Here is a 16,892-nt window from a genome sequence, read left to right as displayed (position 1 = left end):
CGTGACCGCGGGTCGCGGCCTCTGGATCACCCTGGAGGGCGGGGACGGCTCGGGCAAGACCACGCAGGCGCGTCTGCTCGCCGAATGGCTCGGCGCCGAGGGGCGTACGGTGCTGCACACCCGCGAGCCCGGCGGCTCGGAGGTGGGCCGGCTCATCCGCGACATCGTGTTGCATCACCGCGGTGACATCGCCCCTCGCGCCGAGGCGCTGCTGTACGCCGCCGACCGCGCCCACCACGTGGCGACGGTCGTGCGCCCGGCGCTGGAGCGCGGCGAGGTCGTCATCCAGGACCGCTACCTGGATTCGTCGGTCGCCTACCAGGGCGCGGGACGGGTGCTGGATGCCGGGCAGGTGCGCGAGCTGTCGATCTGGGCCGCCGAGGGGGCGTTGCCCGACCTCACCGTGCTGCTCGACATCGACCCCGAGGCGGCGCGACGTCGGCTGGACGCCGACGACAAGCCTTTCGACCGGCTCGAGGCCGAGAAGGACGACTTCCACCGCCGAGTGCGCGACGCCTACCTGCGACTCGCGGATGCCGAACTCGAGCGCTTTCTCGTGATCGACGGCGCCCTCGCCCCCGACCTGATCGCCGACCGGATCCGCGCGCGCGTGCGCGCTCTGCTCGAGCACTGAGCCCGGGCGGGCGGGGGCTCGCCTTCCGGCATCCGCTCGTCGAGTGGGTCGCGGGCGTCGTCGTCACGGGTGTGCGCCAGTTTGCGGCATCCGCGCCATCGATCGATGCAGCGGATGCCGGTTTGTGCAGCGGACGTGGTGCGCCGCTGCGGCGTCCCCGGCCCCGGTTAGGCTGGAGCGTATGACCACCCTCGCGACCGCACCCTTCCCGTGGTCGGACGTGTGGGGGCAGGATGCCGCAGTCGAGACGCTGCGTGCGGCGGCATCCAATCCGGCGTCGCTGGCGCACGCCTGGTTGATCACGGGCCCACCCGGCTCGGGGCGCTCCACGCTCGCCTACGCGTTCGCTGCGGCGCTCATCGCCGAGGGACCCGACGACGAGGCGACGATGCGACAGGTGCTCGCCGGCACCCATCCGGATGTGACGGCGCTGCGCACGGACAAGGTGATCATCACGATCGCCGAGGCGCGCGCCCTCGTCGAGCGGTCCTACTTCGCACCGTCCGCCGGCCGCTACCGCGTCATCGTCGTCGAGGACGCCGACCGCATGGTCGAACGCACTTCCAACGTGCTGCTCAAGGCTCTCGAGGAGCCACCGGAGAACACCGTGTGGGTGCTGTGCGCGCCCAGTGAGGCCGACCTGCTGCCCACTATCCGCTCCCGCGTGCGGCCGCTGCGGCTCCGCGAGCCGGACGTCGCCGACGTGGCGCGGTTGATCACCCTGCGCACAGGCGCGGACGAGACCACCGCCGAGCAGGCCGCGCGGCACGCCCAGCGGCACATCGGCATGGCGCAGCGACTCGCCACCGACGACGCCGCCCGGCGCCGCCGGGACGAGACGCTGCGCGCGGTCCTCGGCGTCAGAGGGGTGAACGACGCCGTGGAGGTCGCCGGCCGGATCATCCAGGCCGCCACGGACGACGCGAAGACCCTGACCGCGGAGCGCGACGAAGCCGAGCGAGCCGCCCTGCTGCGCACCGTCGGCGTCGCGGAAGGTCAGGCGGTTCCACCCGCGCTGCGCGCCCAGGTGTCGGCGCTGGAGGACGAACAGCGCAAGCGCGCCACCCGCAGCCTCCGCGACGGCATCGACCGGGTGCTGACCGACCTGCAATCGATGTTCCGCGATGTCGTGATGCTGCAGTACGGCCAGCGCGACGACCTCATCAACAGAGAACTCGAGCGCGAACTGGACGCACTGGCCACCGCCTGGCCGGTCGCCCGCACGCTCGTCGTGCTCGACGCCATCGCCGACACTCGCGAGTCGCTGGAGCGTAACGTCGCCCCGTTGCTCGCCCTGGAGAGCCTCCTCGTGACGGTCACCAGCGGAAGGACACCGTGAACAACCGCCCCGCCTCCCGTCTGCGCCGCCTCACGGCGGTCGTCGCCGGCCTCGCGGTCGCCGCCGTCGCACTCTCGGGCTGTCTGTACGCGCAGATCCCCGAGATCAAGCCCTCGGTCACACGCGAGCCCGACACCTCTGGCGTGCCGGCGGACCTGCTGCCGTACTACTCGCAGGAACTGGTGTGGGACGAGTGCGGCGCCGGCTTCGACTGCACCGACGTCACCGCACCGCTGGACTGGGAGAACCCGTCCGCCGGGGAGATCTCCCTCGCGGTCGTGCGTCACCAGGCGACCAGGGAGTACACCGGGTCGCTGCTGATCAACCCCGGCGGGCCCGGCGCCAGCGGCTTCGATTTCGTCGCCGACAGCCTCGGCTTCGCGGTCGGCGCCGACCTGGTCGAGCAGTTCGACGTCATCGGGTTCGACCCGCGGGGCGTGGGCCGCTCGACCGCGGTGCGATGCTTCGACCCCGCAGAGATGGACGCCTACCTGTACGACATCCCGGCGGCCGAGCGCGGCACCCCGGAATGGGAGGCGGAGCTCACCGAGCGGCACCGTCAGTTCGCCGAAGCCTGCGAGGAAGGCAGCGACGGCATCCTGCCGCACATCACCACCGTCAACGCCGCGCGCGACCTCGACCTGCTGCGCGGCGTGCTGGGGGACACCGAGCTGAACTACCTCGGCTATTCGTACGGCACCTTCCTCGGCGCCACGTACGCCAAGCTGTACCCGGATCGCGCCACGAGGCTCGTGCTCGACGGCGCCATCGACCCGTCCATCCCCGGCATCGACGTCGGCGTCACTCAGGCGCTCGGTTTCGAGTCCGCGCTGCGCGCCTACCTCGAGGACTGCCTCGCCTCGTCGGGCTGTCCGTTCAACGGCACCCTGGAGGAGGCCCTCGCCGACTTCCAGGCGCTGCTCGCGAGCGTCGAGCAGCGTCCGCTGCCGAACGGGGACGGTCGGATGCTGGGCGCGGACACGCTCGTCACCGGCGTGATCCAGGCCCTGTACAGCAAGGATTTCTGGCCGACGCTCAGCGACGGACTCGAGGCGGTGCTGCAGGGCGACCCGTCGACGATGTTCTTCATCGCGGACAACTACAACGGCCGCTCGGAGGACGGCGAGTACCTGGACAACTCCACCGAGGCGTTCCGGGCCTACAACTGCATGGACTACCCGGTCGAGGACGACCCGGCCGCCGAGGCGGCGGCGATGGAGAAGATCCGCAGGGGTGCGCCCACCTTCGCCCCGTACTGGGAGGGCCCCGACCCGTGCGAGGTCTGGCCGTACCCGCCCACCGGCACTCGCGGGCCGATCGCAGCGGAGGGCTCCGGGCCGATCGTGGTTGTCGGCACGACCAACGACCCGGCCACCCCGTACGAGTGGTCGGAGTCGCTCGCCGCGCAGCTCGACAACGGCGTGCTGGTCACCCGTGAGGGCGAAGGGCACACCGGCTACAACAAGGGCAACCGCTGCGTGAACGAGGCTGTCGAAGGGTTCCTGCTCGACGGCACGGTGCCCAAGGACGGGCTGCGCTGCTGAGCGCCGCCCCGCGCGATCGCGCCGGTTTCGCAGTGACCGCCGCGACAGGGTAAGATCGTTCATCGTGCCGCGGTGCGCCGCGCACGCCGCCTTAGCTCAGACGGCAGAGCGATTCACTCGTAATGAATAGGTCAAGGGTTCGATTCCCTTAGGCGGCTCAGACAAACCCCCGGAATCCCTTGTGATTCCGGGGGCTTCGTCGTGTCAGCGCTTGCGCAGATCCTCGGCGAGCATCACCAGGATGCCGCTCGGGCCGCGCAGGTACGTGAGCCGGTAGAGGTCCTCGTAGGTCGCCACGCCACGCAGTGGATGGCATCCGTGCCGCGCGGCGATCGCGAGCGCCTCGTCGAGGTCGTCGACCGAGAACGCGACCCGGTGCATCCCGATCTCGTTCGGCAGCGTCGGCTCGGTCTCGATCGCGTCGGGATGGATGTACTCGAACAGCTCAAGACGGCCGTTCCCGTCCGGCGTCTGCAGCATCGCGATTCTGGCGTGATTGCCGTCGAGGCCCACAGCCGTGTCGGCCCATGCGCCGCTCACCGTGTCCCGACCGAGGACGCTGAGCCCGAGGTCGGTGAAGAAGGCGATGGCCGCCTCGATGTCGCGTACCGCGATTCCCACGTTCTCCAGCGTGATCGGCATGGCAGGATGCTACTCCCGCACGGTCTCGGACGGAGCGCCACCCCCACGCCGACGCGGCGTACCCTCGAAGCATGAGCAAGGCACTTCTCATCGTCGACGTGCAGAACGACTTCACGGAGGGCGGCGCTCTCGCCGTCACCGGCGGCGACGCGGTGGCATCCGCCGTGTCGCGCCTGCTCGCTGAGCACGCCGACGACTATCGGGTCATCGTCGCCTCCCGGGACTGGCACGACGCAGACGGCGACAACGGCGGGCACTTCGCCGCAGACCCCGACTTCGTCGACACCTGGCCGGTGCACTGCGTCGCCGGCACCGACGGGGCCGAGTACGACCCGCTGCTCGACACAGCCGCCGTCACCCACCATGTGCGCAAGGGGCAGGGCAGACCGGCGTACTCGATGTTCGAGGGCACCACCGAGGACGGCGCCACCGTGGCGGAGATCCTGTCCGCGCACGGCGTGATCGAGGCGGACATCGTCGGGATCGCGACCGATCACTGCGTGCGCGCCTCGGCACTGGATGCCATCGAGCACGGCGTCCATGTGCGGATCCTCACTGGTCTCGTCGCGGGCGTGGGCGAGGAGTCCAGCGCCGCCGCCCTCGCCGAGCTCGCCCACGCCGGCGCCGAGCTCGTGGACGGCGGTGGGCGGACCGGCGACGGCTCCGCGGACCCGACCGCATCGAACCCGTGACCGTGAAGTGTGCGCTGCTGCTGCGCGCCGTGAACGTCTCAGGGCGCAACCGCGTCCCGATGCCGGAGCTGCGGGCGCTGCTGGAGGAGCGCACCAGCCTGTCGGACGTGTCGACGTACATCGCCAGCGGGAACATCCTGTGCCGTGCGCCCGGCGACCTCGCAGCCGCGTGCGCGGAGGTGCGGGCGCTCGTCGCGGAGGCGTTCGGCGTGGACACCCCGGTGATCGGCCGGACCCACCGCGAACTGGTCCGGGTCCTCGACTCTCTCCCGTTCCCCGACGCGTCGGAGCGGATGCTGCACGTGATGTTCCTGGAGGGCGATCCCGCGCCGGACGCGCAGCGGGCCCTCGAGCCGCGGCTGCACGCGAAGGAGCGGATCGCCCTGATCGGCCGCGAACTGTGGATCGACTATGCCGACGGCGCCGGAACCAGCAAGCTCACGCCCGGCGTGCTGGACCGGGCGCTCGGCGTGGCCGGCACGGCGAGGAACCTGCGGACCGTGCGCGTCCTCGCGGAACGGACGGCCTGACCTCCGCTCCGCGAGGACCCCGCTCCGCGAGGACCCCGCGACGCGAGGACCCCGCGATCAGTCGTCGACGTCCACCCGCACCGCGGCCAGGTCGGCGTCCAGATCGATCTCGGCGTCGCTGCGGCCGAACCGCACGGTGACCTCGTAGGCGACGCCCGCGTCGTCGCTGGCGGCCACGGAGTGCACCACCCCTGTGCCGTCGACCTCCGCCTCCGCCGCGTCCAGGGCGGCCGTCACCACGGCGTCCAGCTTCGCCAGGTCGAGGACCGGATCGGCATCCGCCTCGGTGTCGTCCTCGTCGCGCACCTCGGTCGAGCCGTCTCCGGCGACGAAGACGTCGGGCTCGGTGCCGTCGGCCAGGCGGACCTCCACGTCGTACCCGCCGCGCTCCACGTCGATCGCCACCGCGCCCTCGGCGTCGGCGGCAGTGATGGCCTTCTCGGCCGCGTCGCGCAGCGAGGCGGCGTCGGATGCCGGCACCGGCGCCCCTGGCCCCACGTCTCCGCGGCGGTCGTCATCGGCGTCATCTCCGCGACCGTCATCCCCGCGACCGTCATCGCCGGGGCGGTCGTCGCCGCCGGGCTGGCCCCCTCGGGCGGATCCGTCATGCTCGGCATGCATGCCGGGGCGGTCGTCCTCGTCGTCGTCGGCGATCTCGGCGCCGATGGCGAACGCGCCGCCTCCCACGACGAGCAGCGCCACCGCGGCGCCCGCGCCGATCAGGATGTTCCGGCGGCGTCGCGAACCGCCGTCCGATGCGGCGCCGGCCGGCGAGGCGCCGGAGTCGGCGCCGGTCGCGGGCGCGGGTTCCGCGGGGAAGGCGCGGGTGTCGGCATCCGGGTCGACCCCGGAGGTGGGCGACGCGGGCGCCGGCGAGGTGGGAGGCGCGGGCGGCGCCGCGTCCCCGGCGGGGACCGCGTCAGGGCGAGGGGTCTCGGGGGTGTTCTTCTCGTTGTCCATGCGTCCAGCCTCGCGGGGAGGCGGTGAACGCCCCCTGAAGCGACCTGAAGCCGTCTTCAGGAACCGGACGCCGTCAGGAACCGGCCGGAAGCGACAGGGTGAATCGTGCGCCGCCCGCCGGGCCCGCGTCCACACCGACCGTGCCGTGATGCGCGGCCGCGATCTCGCGGACGATGGCGAGACCGAGGCCGCTCCCGCCGGCATCCCGCGCGCGGGCTTCGTCGAGTCGGGTGAACCGGTCGAACACGTGCTCGCGCTCCGCCTCCGGGATGCCGGCGCCGTCGTCCTCCACCTGGAGGTGCACGTGTCCGGCATCCGTCCACACCCGCACGCTCACGAGCGACGCAGCGTGCCGTGCGGCGTTGTCGACCAGGTTGCGCAAGGCCCGAGCGAGCAGCGTCGGGCTGCCGTTCACCCGCCCCGGGCCGATCCCGCGCCCGTCGACGGCGACGCCCATGCCGCGCAGCCGGCGCACCTCGGCCAGTGCGAGGTCGTCCAGGTCCACGGGTTCGCCGGGGCCCGGCCGGCGCTCGTCGAGCCGGGCGAGCAGCAGCAGGCCCTCGACAAGATCCTGCATGCGGGCGCCCTCCTCGCGCACCACGCGGCTCAGCATCTCGACCGTCATCGACTCCGGATGCGTGGCGGCGAGCTCGGCATGCTGCCGGATCGTCGCCAGCGGCGAGCGCAGCTCGTGCGAGGCGTCGCTCACGAACCGGCGCTGCGTGATCTGGGACTGCTCGATGCGATCCAGCATCCGGTTCATCGTCAGGGCGAGGCTGCCGAGCTCGTCGTCGCCGCCCGCGTCCACGCGCCGGTGCAGCCCGGTGGCGTCGATCTCGTCCACCTGACGACGCAGCCGCTCCACCGGCGCGAGGGCACGGCTGGTGACGGTCCACACCACCACGCCGATGAGTGCGAGCACCAGCGGCACGGCCACGACCAGCAGACCGGTGGCGGTGCCGACGGCATCCCGGACGTGTTCGAGTGAGCGGGCGACGGTGAGGCGGCGGTCGCCGTCCGCGTCCTCGGAGGCGGCGAGGTACTCCTCGCCGTCGACGGTCACCCGGTGCGGCTCACCCTCCGGTACGCGCGGCAACCGGTCGGCGTCCTCGTCGTTCACGGTTGGGCGCGGACCGTCGACGCGCACCAGCACGTCGTCGTCGATGTCGTCGATGCGCGGGTCACGGCCGCCCATGCGGTCGCCGATTCTGTCCAGGTCCTGCTCGAGCGCGACCTCCACGCCCTCCGTCAGCGAGCGCTCCAGCAGCTGCACGGTCGCCACGGCGCCCAGGCCGAGCACCAGCGCCACGACGATCAGGGCGCCGGCGGTGATCCGGGTGCGCAGCGAGCGCAGCATCCGCGGGCGTGCCATCAGCCGCCGCCCGCCGCGAGCCGGTACCCCGTGCCGCGCACCGTCTGGATCGCGTCCCGCCCGAACGGGCGGTCGATCTTGCTGCGCAGGTGTCCGATGTACACCTCGACGATGTTGGAATCGCCCTCGAAGTCGTCGCCCCAGACGTTGGCGATCACCTCGCGCTTGGTGACCACCTCCCCGCGGCGGCGCATCAGGAAGTCGAGCACAGCCAGCTCGCGGGCGGTGAGCTGAACCTCGGTGTCCCCGCGGAACACTCGGCGCGCGGCGGGATCCAGCCGCAGGTCGCCGGCTTCCAGGGTGGCGGGGCGTTCGCGTCCGCCCCGCCGCACCAGCGCCCGCAGGCGGGCGAGCAGCACGGGGTACGAGAACGGCTTGGTCAGCCAGTCGTCGGCGCCGGTGTCGAGGCCCTCCACCTCGTCCCATTCGCCGTCCTTCGCGGTGAGGAACAGCACGGGGGTCCACACGCCGTCGGCGCGCAGCGCCTGGCACACCCGGTAGCCGCTCATGCCCGGCATCATCACGTCGAGCACGATCGCGTCGTAGTCGCCGTCGGTGCCCATCGCCAGCCCGTCGGGGCCGTTGTGGGCGACGTCGACGACCATGCCTTCCGCTTCCAGCCCGCGACGGATGCCGTCGGCGAGGCGCACCTCGTCGTCCACGAGCAGTATCCGCATCCTGCCAGTCTGGCCGGTCGTGCCTGAAGCGCAACTGAAGCGGTCGCATAGCCTGGACGGGTGCCAGAGTCGCAGCCCAGCCATCCCGCGACCATCGCGCGGCCCGTCGAGCACGAGCTGGTCATCCGCAAGTCGCGCTTCATCGCTCACGTCGCGCCGGTGACGTCACCGGAGGAGGCGGACGGGATCATCGTCGACGTGAAACGGCGGCACTGGGACGCTCGGCACAACTGCAGCGCGCAGGTCACAGGGCTGCACGGAGATCGTGCGCGCTCGTCCGACGACGGAGAGCCGTCGGGCACGGCGGGGATGCCGATGCTGGAGGTGCTCCGTCGGCGCGGGCTGACCGACGTGGTGGCGATCGTCACGCGGTACTTCGGCGGCGTGAAGCTGGGGGCCGGAGGTCTGGTGCGGGCGTACTCCTCGGCGGTGTCGGAAGCCCTGGATCTGGCATCCCTCGTCGACCGTCGGATGCTGGCCGAGGCGGTGATCGTCGCGTCGCACGCGGATGCCGGTCGGCTCGACAACCTGTTGCGGGAGTGGGCGTCCGGGAACGACGCGGCGCTGGGTGAGCCCGAGTACGGAGCGCAGGCGACCTTCGCGGTGTGGACGCCGCCCGCCCGGCTCGGTGCGCTCGCCGCCGAGGTGTCCGCCGCGAGCGCGGGGGAGGTGACGGCGACGCCCACCGGCCGGGAGCGCGTCGTGGACGTGCCCCGCGGCCGGTGAGGTCGTTGACACAGGCGGCGCCGACGTTGCAGAGGGCTGGCAGCATGGCGAGGCCGTGATATCGAGCGCGTTAGAGGTCGCCGATCCCCTCCTGAGCGACGTGCGAACGCCAGTTAGTCCCCATCCGCTTGTACGTGGCGATGGCATGGCAGTTGCGGCAACGAACGTCGCACTTCTCGATCTCGGCGACGATCACGCGGATGCTGAAACCGTTTCGTACCAGCTGCATGACACCGTCCCTCTTCTCACACCCGAGTCGATGATCGAAGTCGAGCACTCGGATGTCACTAGCTCCGCAGTCCACACAGGGATGGTCGGCGAGGTACGACGCGATGAATTCCCGGCTCTTCGCGCGCTGCGCGCGAGTACGCGCCCGGATGACTGCAAGGTGATGTTCCCGGTTGCGCTGGTAGTACTGTCGGGAGGACTCGCGGTTGCATTCTTTGCAAACCTCCTGGAGTCCGTCAGCGCGGGATGCCTTCCGGTTGAAATCGGACAGTGGTTTAAACTGCTGGCAGGTGCCGCATCGTTTCTCTGCCGGCATCTGCCCCCGTAGCTCAGAGGCAGAGCAACCGGCTTTTAACCGGTGGGTCGGGATGTCGGAATTCCCCGGGGGCACTTCGTGGTCCAACGCGCCTCCTCTTCAAGGTGCTCTCGAGCACGGTATCCGCCACCACCGACATCGTCGTGATGTCGCGGCGGGCGTAGCCTTGATGGATGCCCGAGCAGTTCCATCGCCCCGTTCGCCGGCCCTCCGAGTCGTTCGACAACCTCGTCGGAGCGGCGGATCCTGCCGAGGAATCCCGGGTGGCGCATGCGACGGCATCCGCTCTTCTCGAGCGCACCCGCAGTGATGAGACCGGCGAGAGCACCGAGCGGCTGATCGCGTTCGCCGCCGAGCACGGCATCGACGAGATCGCGGAGCTGTGGTCCAAGGCGCCCGCGCGTTCGCTTCCGGGGTCGCTCTGGCGGCTGTACCTGCTGCAGATCTCGATCCGATCGGATGCCGCCGCCACGGCGATGCTGTACGAGCGCGGCCGCGTCGAGCTGGGGTCGGCGGATGCCGTGGTCGCGGGCGCACCCGTGCCGGCGAGTCCCGACGAGCTGGTGGCGCTGGTCGACACGATCCTGCGCGGAGTCTTCCGCGGAGACTTCGCGGTCGCGCTGGACCGTGCTGCGGCCTACTGTCGGGTGCAGGCCTCCGGTGCCACGCACACCGCCGATGACTACGAGGCGACGGAGCCCGGGCGGGCGAGCGACCTGACGCGGCGTGCCCTGCGGCTCAGCACCTACGCCGACGACCTCGCCGCATCCGCCGCCGCATGGCGGCGCGGGGCGCTGAACTGAGCGGGCGCGGCTGCGACCAGGCCGGACATGGAAAGACCGGGCCGCAAGAACGCCTCTCGGCGGAAGGCCGCTCGCAGCGGCAGAAGTTGGAGCCCGGGGTTATGCGGCCCGGCCGATCAAGTGTAACAAGCGCCGCGCGGGGATATTCCCCTGAGCTCTAAGCTCATTCCATGTCTCCGCGTTTCGCCCTCATGATCGTGCCGGCCGACGTCGCCGATGACCGCACCGACTTCTCCGACACCTTCACCGCGGTGGACCCGTCGGCGCCGGCGCTCAGCGTGGGCGAGCTCAGCACACAGCGCGGTGACGGGGTCTTCGAGTCGATCGGCGTCATCGACGGGCACGCTCAGGAGACCGAGCCGCACCTGCAGCGGCTCGCGCATTCCGCGAAGCTGTGCGACCTCCCCGCCCCCAACCTGGAGCAGTGGCGCCAGGCCGTGGAGCGGGCAGCCGGGGAATGCGGGCCCGGCGAGTCCGTCATCAAGCTCATCCTGAGCCGGGGCGTCGAGCACGGCCCGGCCCCCACGGCGTGGGCGACCGCGGCAGGAGCGCCCGATTTCACGGCGGTGCGGCGCGACGGCATCCGCGTCGTCACCCTGGACCGGGGGTACGACCTGGGCGCGGGGGAGCGTGCCCCGTGGCTGCTGCTCGGCGCGAAGACGCTGTCGTACGCCGTGAACATGGCCGCGCTCCGCGAGGCGAGGCGCCGCGGCGCGGACGACGCCATCTTCGTCACCAGCGACGGGTACGTGCTGGAGGCGCCGACGGCATCCCTCATCATCCGCTCCGGCGACCGATTCCTCACGCCGGCGCCCTCGGGCGGCATCCTGCACGGCACGACCCAGTTGAGCGTGTACGAACACCTCGAGAAGCAGGGCTTCGACGCCGAGTACACCACCCTGTCGGCATCCGATCTGGCGAAGGCGGATGCCGCCTGGCTGGTGTCCAGCGTCCGCCTGGCGGCGCCCATCACGGCCGTGGACGGCGTACCGTTGCCGACCGACCCCGACTTCACCGCGTCGCTGAACGACTACCTGCTGTCGCCCCGCTGAGTCGGTGGTGACGAATCCCGGATCGGATGCAATGCCTCCGGCGTGTCCGGGTGCGGCACGCCCTGCGGGGAACGAGCGGTCCGGGATCCATCACGCCGGTGTGCGGAGGTGGGCGCCTTCGGCGATCTTGGCGAGGATCGCGGCCTCCACACGGGGCCAGTCGTGCACGATCATCGCGTAGTCGAAGCGCAGCGTCTCGTAACCGAGGGCGGCGGCCGCGGCATCCCGCCAGAGGTCCCGGTGGCGCCGGGCCTCGCCCTCATGGTTCTCCCGCCCGTCGCAGTGGATGAGCAGGCGGTCGCCGATCATGATGTCGACCTCGCCGACGCCGGGGATGCCGACCTGCGTCCGTACCGTGATACCGAGCCGGTGCAGACGGAGCCGGACGATCGACTCCAGCCCGCTGTCGGCGTCGGAACGGGCGATGCCCATCAGGCGGCGCAGGGATTCGGGTACCCGGCTCCACAGCCACGCGATGCCGCCGGGCGAGATCTTCGACCAGCGCAGTGCCGACTCGTAGGCGGCGAAGAACGTCTCCTCGTCCTCGCACGTGGCGATCTGGAGCAGGACGTTCTGCACAGGTGGGAGCCGTCCGAACACCGCCGTGCCGCGATCCCAGTGGATACGGCAGTCCTGGCATCCGTCGCCCGGCTGACCTGCCCGGCCCAGCCAGACGCAATGGCCCGAGCTGCGGAGGATCCACAGGCCCATGGCCGCCCCCGCGTCGGTACACGCCGGCACGCCGCCGTGGAAGGCCGCGTGCTTCACCAGGTCGGGCGCCTCGGGGATGGCGTACACGCCTCGGCGCACCTGCACGATCTTGCCGTCTGCGAGGGCCGACGCGAGCTGCCGGGCGGTGATTCCGCGCTCTTTCAAGGTGCCCGTACGTGCCACGCCGCCGAGCAGGGCTAGAGCGGCGGCGACGGACATGCCACCAACCTTGGCCGAGCGGCGGATGCCGCGGGCCCGTCATCCCGGCTTCTGTGAAGAGGTGGTTCCAACACCGGATCTGTGCAGGACGAATGCCGTGTGACGGATCCCGGACGACGGACGACCGGGGCGGCGTGTCACTTCGCGACACGCCGCCCCCGCATCACCCCATCCGGGATCCGTCACACGGCCCGGGAACCCCAGGTCACCCGAAGCGGCCGGAGACGTAGTCCTCGGTGGCCTGCACGTTCGGGGTCGTGAAGATCGTGGTGGTGTCGTCGTACTCGATGAGCTTGCCGGGCTTGCCGGTGCCGGCGATGTTGAAGAACGCCGTCTTATCGGACACGCGGCTGGCCTGCTGCATGTTGTGCGTGACGATCACGATCGTGTACTCGTTCTTCAGCTCGCCGATCAGCTCCTCGATCGCATAGGTCGAGATCGGGTCGAGGGCGGAGCACGGCTCGTCCATCAGCAGCACCTCGGGCGACACGGCGATCGCGCGGGCGATGCACAGACGCTGCTGTTGACCGCCGGAGAGGCCGGAGCCGGGCTTGTCGAGCCGGTCCTTCACCTCGTTCCACAGGTTCGCGCCCATCAGCGACCTCTCTACCAGCGCGTCCTGGTCGCTCTTGGACATCTTGCCGTTGTTCAGCTTCACACCGGCCAGCACGTTCTCGCGGATCGACATGGTCGGGAACGGGTTCGGACGCTGGAACACCATGCCCACCTGGCGGCGCACCAGCACCGGGTCGACGCCGGGGCCGTACAGGTCCTTGCCGTCGAGCAGCACCTCGCCCTCGACGCGGGCGCCGGGGATGACCTCGTGCATGCGGTTCAGGGTGCGCAGGAAGGTGGACTTGCCGCAGCCGGACGGGCCGATGAACGCGGTGACGCTGCGGGGCTGGATGTCGAGCGAGACGCCCTCGACGGCCAGGAAGTCGCCGTAGTAGACGTTCAGGTCGTTGACTTCGATGCTCTTGGACATGTTCGGGTTCCTTCGGGTCGGGTGCGGCTCAACGGCCGGCGGTCTTCGGCGCGAACCACTTCGCGATCAGGCGGGCCACCAGGTTGAGCACCATGACGATGAGGATCAGCGTCAGCGCCGCGGCCCACGCGCGCGCGACGGAGGCGTCGGCGTTCGTGCCCTGGTTCATGTACTGGTTGTAGGCGAACACCGGCAGCGTCATCATCTGCCCGTTCGCCAGGTTCGTGTTCAGGCTCATCGTGAAGCCGGCGGTGAGCAGCAGGGGAGCGGTCTCGCCGATCACGCGCGAGATGGCGAGCATCACCGAGGTGGTGATGCCGGCGATCGATGTCGGCAGCACGACCTTCAGGATGGTCAGCCACTTCGGCACCCCCAGCGCGTACGCCGCCTCGCGCAGCTCGTTCGGCACGATCCGCAGCAGCTCCTCGCTGCCGCGCACCACCACCGGCACCATCAGCACGGCGAGGGCCAGCGCGCCCATGAACCCCATCGAGATGCCGGGGCGGATGAACAGCGCGAACACCGAGTAGATGAACAGACCCGCCACGATCGACGGGATGCCGGTCATCACGTCCACCAGGAAGGTGATGCCCTTCGCGATGCGGCCGCGGCCGTACTCGACCAGGTAGATCGAGGTCATCAGGCCGATCGGCACCGAGATCACCGTCGCGGTGAGCGTCACCAGCACCGTGCCCCAGATGGCGTGCACGATGCCGCCCCCGTCGCCGACGATGTTGCGCATCGAGAAGGTGAAGAACTCGACGTCGAACCGCTGGATGCCGTTCGCGACCACGGTCCACAGCAGCGAGACCAGCGGGAGCAGTGCGATCGTGAAGGCGGTCGCCACCAGCGCGGTCATCAACCGGTCGACGGCGTTGCGGCGGCTCTCGGCGATCGACGAGATCACGGTGATCAGCACCATGTACAGCAGGACGCCCACGATGGTGGCGCCGGCGATGTTGAAGTCGGCGAGATCCCCGCCGACGGCGGTCAGCCCGAAGACGGTGAACGAGACGAGGAGGGATGCCGCCAGCAGCGCCCAGGGCGCCCAGCGCGCGAGGCGCCCGGAGGTGAGGGCGGCGCTGCGCGTCGCGGTGGGGGTGAGCGTGGTCATGTCAGTTCGCTCCAGAGAACTCGGCGCGGCGTGCGACGATCCAGCGGGCCACCGCGTTGACGGCGAAGGTCACCACGAACAGGATCAGACCGGTCGCGATCAGGGTGTTGACGCCGGTTCCGTGCGCCTCGGGGAATGCGAGCGCGATGTTCGCGGGGATCGGGGTGGGGTTGGTGGCGGTGAGCACCAGGAAGCTGTAGACGAACGAGGGCGAGAGCACCATCGTCACGGCCATCGTCTCGCCGAGCGCGCGACCGAGGGCGAGCATCACGGCCGAGACCATGCCGCCGCGGGCGAAGGGCAGCACCGCCATGCGCACCATCTCCCAGCGGGTCGCGCCGAGGGCGAGGGCGGCCTCCTCGTGCAGCTTCGGGGTCTGCAGGAACACCTCGCGGCAGATGGCGGTCATGATCGGGATGACCATGACCGCGAGCACCAGCGCCGCCGTCATGATGGTCTTGCCGGTCGAGGAGACCTGACCGCCGAACAGCGGGAACCACGAAGCGTTGGCGTTCAGCCAGGCGTAGACCGGCTGCAGGAGCGGCGCCAGCACCAGGCCGCCCCAAAGGCCGAACACCACCGACGGCACGGCGGCGAGCAGATCGATCACGTAGCCGAGCACGCCGGCGAGCCGGCGGGGTGCGTAGTGCGAGATGAACAGGGCGATGCCGATGGAGATCGGTGTCGCGATCACCAGGGCGATGAACGACGCCCAGATGGTGCCGAACGCGAGCGGCCCGACGTACGACCAGAACGAGCGGCCCTCAAGGATGTGGTTGTCGCTGGTGTCCGGCGCGAACGCGGGCAGGCTCTGGATGATCAGGAAGGTCGCGACGGCGGCGAGCACGACGAGGATGATGAGGCCGGCGCCGAGAGCGGTGCCGGAGAACACGCGGTCACCCAGACGCTGCTTGGCCTTGATCGGGGCAGGCGGGGCAGGCCGCGAGGCGGGGGCAGGCGGTGCAGACGGGGCGGACTCCGGCTGCCGTGTCGTCGTGCTCATGGTCTCCTGTTTCGGGATTCAGGCGGGGTGGTGGCTGACCCTCCGATGCCCCCGCGCCCGGATGGACGCGGGGGCATCGGAATCAGTCGGGTGTGCGGATCAGCCGACCTTGATGGTGTCGATGGCGGCGAGGGCCTTCTCGCGCAGGCCCTCCGAGATCGGGGCGCTGCCCGCGTTGTCGGCGGCGGCCTGCTGGCCCTCCTCGCTGGCGATGTACTCGAGGTACGCCTTCACGACCTCGGCGGTGTTCGGGTCCTCGTACTCCTCGCAGGCGATGAGGTAGCTGACCAGGGCGATCGGGTACGCGCCGGCCGGAGCGGCGGCCGGGTCGACGTCGAAGACCAGGTCGCCCTCGCCGCGGCCCTCGACCAGCGGCGAGTTCTCCACCAGCGCGGCGGCGGCCTCGGCCGAGTAGGCGACGTACTCGTCGCCGACACCGACGTGCACCTGACCGAGACCCTCGGTCTGCGAGGCGTCGGCGAAGCCGATCGCACCGTTGCCGGCCTTGATGGCCTGCACGACACCGGAGGTGCCCTGCGCGGCCTCGCCGCCCTGGATCGGCCACTCGTCGGCGGGCTCGTGGGTCCACACGTCGCCGGCGGTGGCGCTGAGGTACTTGGTGAAGGTCTCCTGCGTGCCGGACGGGTCGGAGCGGTGCACCGGCGAGATCGCCAGGTCGGGCAGCTCCACGCCCTCGTTCTGCGACGCGATGGCCGGGTCGTTCCAGTTGGTGATGGTGCCGGCGAAGATGCCCGCGATGGTCTTCGCGTCGAGGTTGAGCGAGTCGACGCCCTCGAGGTTGAACGCCACGGCGACGGGCGAGATGTAAAGCGGCACCTCGACGATGGCATCCGATGCGCAGGTCTGGAAGCCACCCGCGGCCATCTCCTCGTCGTCGAACGCACGGTCGGAGCCGATGAAGTCGCTGGCGCCGGCGAGGAAGTTCTCGCGGCCGGTGCCGGAACCGGTGGGTTCGTAGTTGATGGTGACGCCCGGGTTGGCCTGCTGGAACGCGGCCACCCACGCCTCCTGAGCGGACCCCTGCGACGAGGCGCCGGTGGCCTTCAGCGTGCCCTCGAGGTCGGAGCCGGCGGCGGGCTGGTCGGAGCCTCCGGCCGGGGCCTCGTTCGCGGCGCAGCCGGCGAGGGCGAGAGCAGCGACGGCGCCGATGGCGCCGATGCGGGCGATTCGGGTGATCTTCACTGTGGATCCGTTCGATCGGGGATGGTTTCTGGCCCGGTGCAGGGCACACAGTGACGCTAGGAGCGACGGTTAACGAGACTCTCCCGGGTGGGTGAACGGAAGGTGAACGGATCGGGGACAGCGCGCTTCGCGCTGCTGCGGG

18 protein-coding genes and 2 tRNA genes are annotated in these 16,892 nt (G+C 70.7%); 11 read left to right on the top strand and 9 right to left on the bottom strand.

Annotation, left to right across the window (positions count from 1 at the left end):
* Nucleotide 1: 1 nt before the first annotated feature.
* From tmk to RIF65_RS06990, 4 genes are all read left to right on the top strand, one after another.
* Nucleotides 2-634: a dTMP kinase gene (gene tmk / locus RIF65_RS07005; RefSeq protein WP_309065395.1), complete on the top strand. Its 633-nt coding sequence runs from the start codon at nucleotides 2-4 to the stop codon at nucleotides 632-634.
* A gap of 181 nt (nucleotides 635-815) precedes the next feature.
* Nucleotides 816-1,973, top strand: a complete 1,158-nt coding sequence (locus RIF65_RS07000; protein ID WP_309065394.1) for a DNA polymerase III subunit delta' — start codon at nucleotides 816-818, stop codon at nucleotides 1,971-1,973.
* The gene (locus tag RIF65_RS06995; protein WP_309065393.1) at nucleotides 1,970-3,517 is read left to right on the top strand and encodes an alpha/beta hydrolase; all 1,548 of its coding nucleotides are present in this window, start codon (nucleotides 1,970-1,972) and stop codon (nucleotides 3,515-3,517) included. Before RIF65_RS07000 ends, RIF65_RS06995 begins: the two co-directional genes overlap by 4 nt.
* An 85-nt stretch (nucleotides 3,518-3,602) precedes the next feature.
* Nucleotides 3,603-3,675, top strand: a tRNA-Thr gene (locus RIF65_RS06990).
* Nucleotides 3,676-3,721: 46 nt separating this feature from the next.
* Here the strand turns inward: RIF65_RS06990 and RIF65_RS06985 are convergent.
* Complete coding sequence (locus RIF65_RS06985; protein ID WP_309065392.1) at nucleotides 3,722-4,159, bottom strand: VOC family protein; 438 nt, start codon at nucleotides 4,157-4,159, stop codon at nucleotides 3,722-3,724.
* Between the two features lie 71 nt (nucleotides 4,160-4,230).
* Here RIF65_RS06985 and RIF65_RS06980 point away from each other — a divergent pair, with 71 nt between their 5' ends.
* Together RIF65_RS06980 and RIF65_RS06975 are read left to right on the top strand one after the other, a co-directional pair.
* Entirely contained in the window at nucleotides 4,231-4,851 is a 621-nt protein-coding gene (locus RIF65_RS06980) for an isochorismatase family protein (protein ID WP_309065391.1), read from the top strand.
* On the top strand, nucleotides 4,848-5,381 hold the full coding sequence (locus RIF65_RS06975; RefSeq protein ID WP_309065390.1) for a DUF1697 domain-containing protein: 534 nt from the start codon (nucleotides 4,848-4,850) through the stop codon (nucleotides 5,379-5,381). The genes RIF65_RS06980 and RIF65_RS06975 overlap by 4 nt, the downstream gene beginning before the upstream one ends.
* 57 nt (nucleotides 5,382-5,438) lie before the next feature.
* Here RIF65_RS06975 and RIF65_RS06970 read toward each other — a convergent pair whose 3' ends face one another.
* The 3 genes from RIF65_RS06970 to RIF65_RS06960 form a co-directional block, all read right to left on the bottom strand.
* The gene (locus tag RIF65_RS06970; RefSeq protein WP_309065389.1) at nucleotides 5,439-6,341 is read right to left on the bottom strand and encodes a hypothetical protein; all 903 of its coding nucleotides are present in this window, start codon (nucleotides 6,339-6,341) and stop codon (nucleotides 5,439-5,441) included.
* 73 nt (nucleotides 6,342-6,414) lie between these two features.
* Nucleotides 6,415-7,713 (bottom strand): sensor histidine kinase, encoded by a 1,299-nt coding sequence (locus RIF65_RS06965; RefSeq protein ID WP_309065388.1) that lies wholly within the window; start codon nucleotides 7,711-7,713, stop codon nucleotides 6,415-6,417.
* On the bottom strand, nucleotides 7,713-8,390 hold the full coding sequence (locus tag RIF65_RS06960) for a response regulator transcription factor (RefSeq protein ID WP_309065387.1): 678 nt from the start codon (nucleotides 8,388-8,390) through the stop codon (nucleotides 7,713-7,715). Before RIF65_RS06960 ends, RIF65_RS06965 begins: the two co-directional genes overlap by 1 nt.
* Nucleotides 8,391-8,450: 60 nt before the next feature.
* Between RIF65_RS06960 and RIF65_RS06955 the strand changes: the two genes are divergently transcribed.
* The 5 genes from RIF65_RS06955 (at nucleotide 8,451) to RIF65_RS06935 (ending at nucleotide 11,515) form a co-directional block, all read left to right on the top strand.
* Entirely contained in the window at nucleotides 8,451-9,116 is a 666-nt protein-coding gene (locus RIF65_RS06955) for an IMPACT family protein (RefSeq protein ID WP_309065386.1), read from the top strand.
* Nucleotides 9,117-9,261: 145 nt separating this feature from the next.
* A complete protein-coding gene (locus RIF65_RS06950; protein ID WP_309065385.1) occupies nucleotides 9,262-9,672 on the top strand; it encodes a hypothetical protein in 411 nt (136 codons plus the stop codon).
* Nucleotides 9,663-9,734 (top strand) — tRNA-Lys (locus RIF65_RS06945). The genes RIF65_RS06950 and RIF65_RS06945 overlap by 10 nt, the downstream gene beginning before the upstream one ends.
* Before the next feature lie 99 nt (nucleotides 9,735-9,833).
* Nucleotides 9,834-10,463, top strand: coding sequence for a DNA-directed RNA polymerase subunit beta (locus RIF65_RS06940; RefSeq protein WP_309065384.1), 630 nt, complete (start codon nucleotides 9,834-9,836; stop codon nucleotides 10,461-10,463).
* A 170-nt stretch (nucleotides 10,464-10,633) separates the two neighbouring features.
* Complete coding sequence (locus tag RIF65_RS06935) at nucleotides 10,634-11,515, top strand: aminodeoxychorismate lyase (protein WP_309065383.1); 882 nt, start codon at nucleotides 10,634-10,636, stop codon at nucleotides 11,513-11,515.
* A gap of 90 nt (nucleotides 11,516-11,605) precedes the next feature.
* Here the strand turns inward: RIF65_RS06935 and RIF65_RS06930 are convergent, their stop codons facing one another.
* The 5 genes from RIF65_RS06930 to RIF65_RS06910 form a co-directional block, all read right to left on the bottom strand.
* Nucleotides 11,606-12,445: a type IV toxin-antitoxin system AbiEi family antitoxin domain-containing protein gene (locus tag RIF65_RS06930; RefSeq protein ID WP_309065382.1), complete on the bottom strand. Its 840-nt coding sequence runs from the start codon at nucleotides 12,443-12,445 to the stop codon at nucleotides 11,606-11,608.
* A gap of 205 nt (nucleotides 12,446-12,650) precedes the next feature.
* A complete protein-coding gene (gene pstB / locus RIF65_RS06925; protein ID WP_309065381.1) occupies nucleotides 12,651-13,430 on the bottom strand; it encodes a phosphate ABC transporter ATP-binding protein PstB in 780 nt (259 codons plus the stop codon).
* Nucleotides 13,431-13,458: 28 nt separating this feature from the next.
* A complete protein-coding gene (gene pstA / locus RIF65_RS06920) occupies nucleotides 13,459-14,544 on the bottom strand; it encodes a phosphate ABC transporter permease PstA (RefSeq protein WP_309065380.1) in 1,086 nt (361 codons plus the stop codon).
* 1 nt (nucleotide 14,545) lies between these two features.
* Entirely contained in the window at nucleotides 14,546-15,547 is a 1,002-nt protein-coding gene (gene pstC, locus RIF65_RS06915; protein ID WP_309065379.1) for a phosphate ABC transporter permease subunit PstC, read from the bottom strand.
* A gap of 99 nt (nucleotides 15,548-15,646) precedes the next feature.
* Entirely contained in the window at nucleotides 15,647-16,750 is a 1,104-nt protein-coding gene (locus RIF65_RS06910) for a phosphate ABC transporter substrate-binding protein PstS (RefSeq protein ID WP_309065378.1), read from the bottom strand.
* Between the last annotated feature and the right edge of the window lie 142 nt (nucleotides 16,751-16,892).

The organism is Microbacterium sp., assembly GCF_031180975.1.
GTDB lineage: Bacteria > Actinomycetota > Actinomycetes > Actinomycetales > Microbacteriaceae > Microbacterium.
This window is presented reverse-complemented; position numbering and strand designations above follow the sequence as displayed.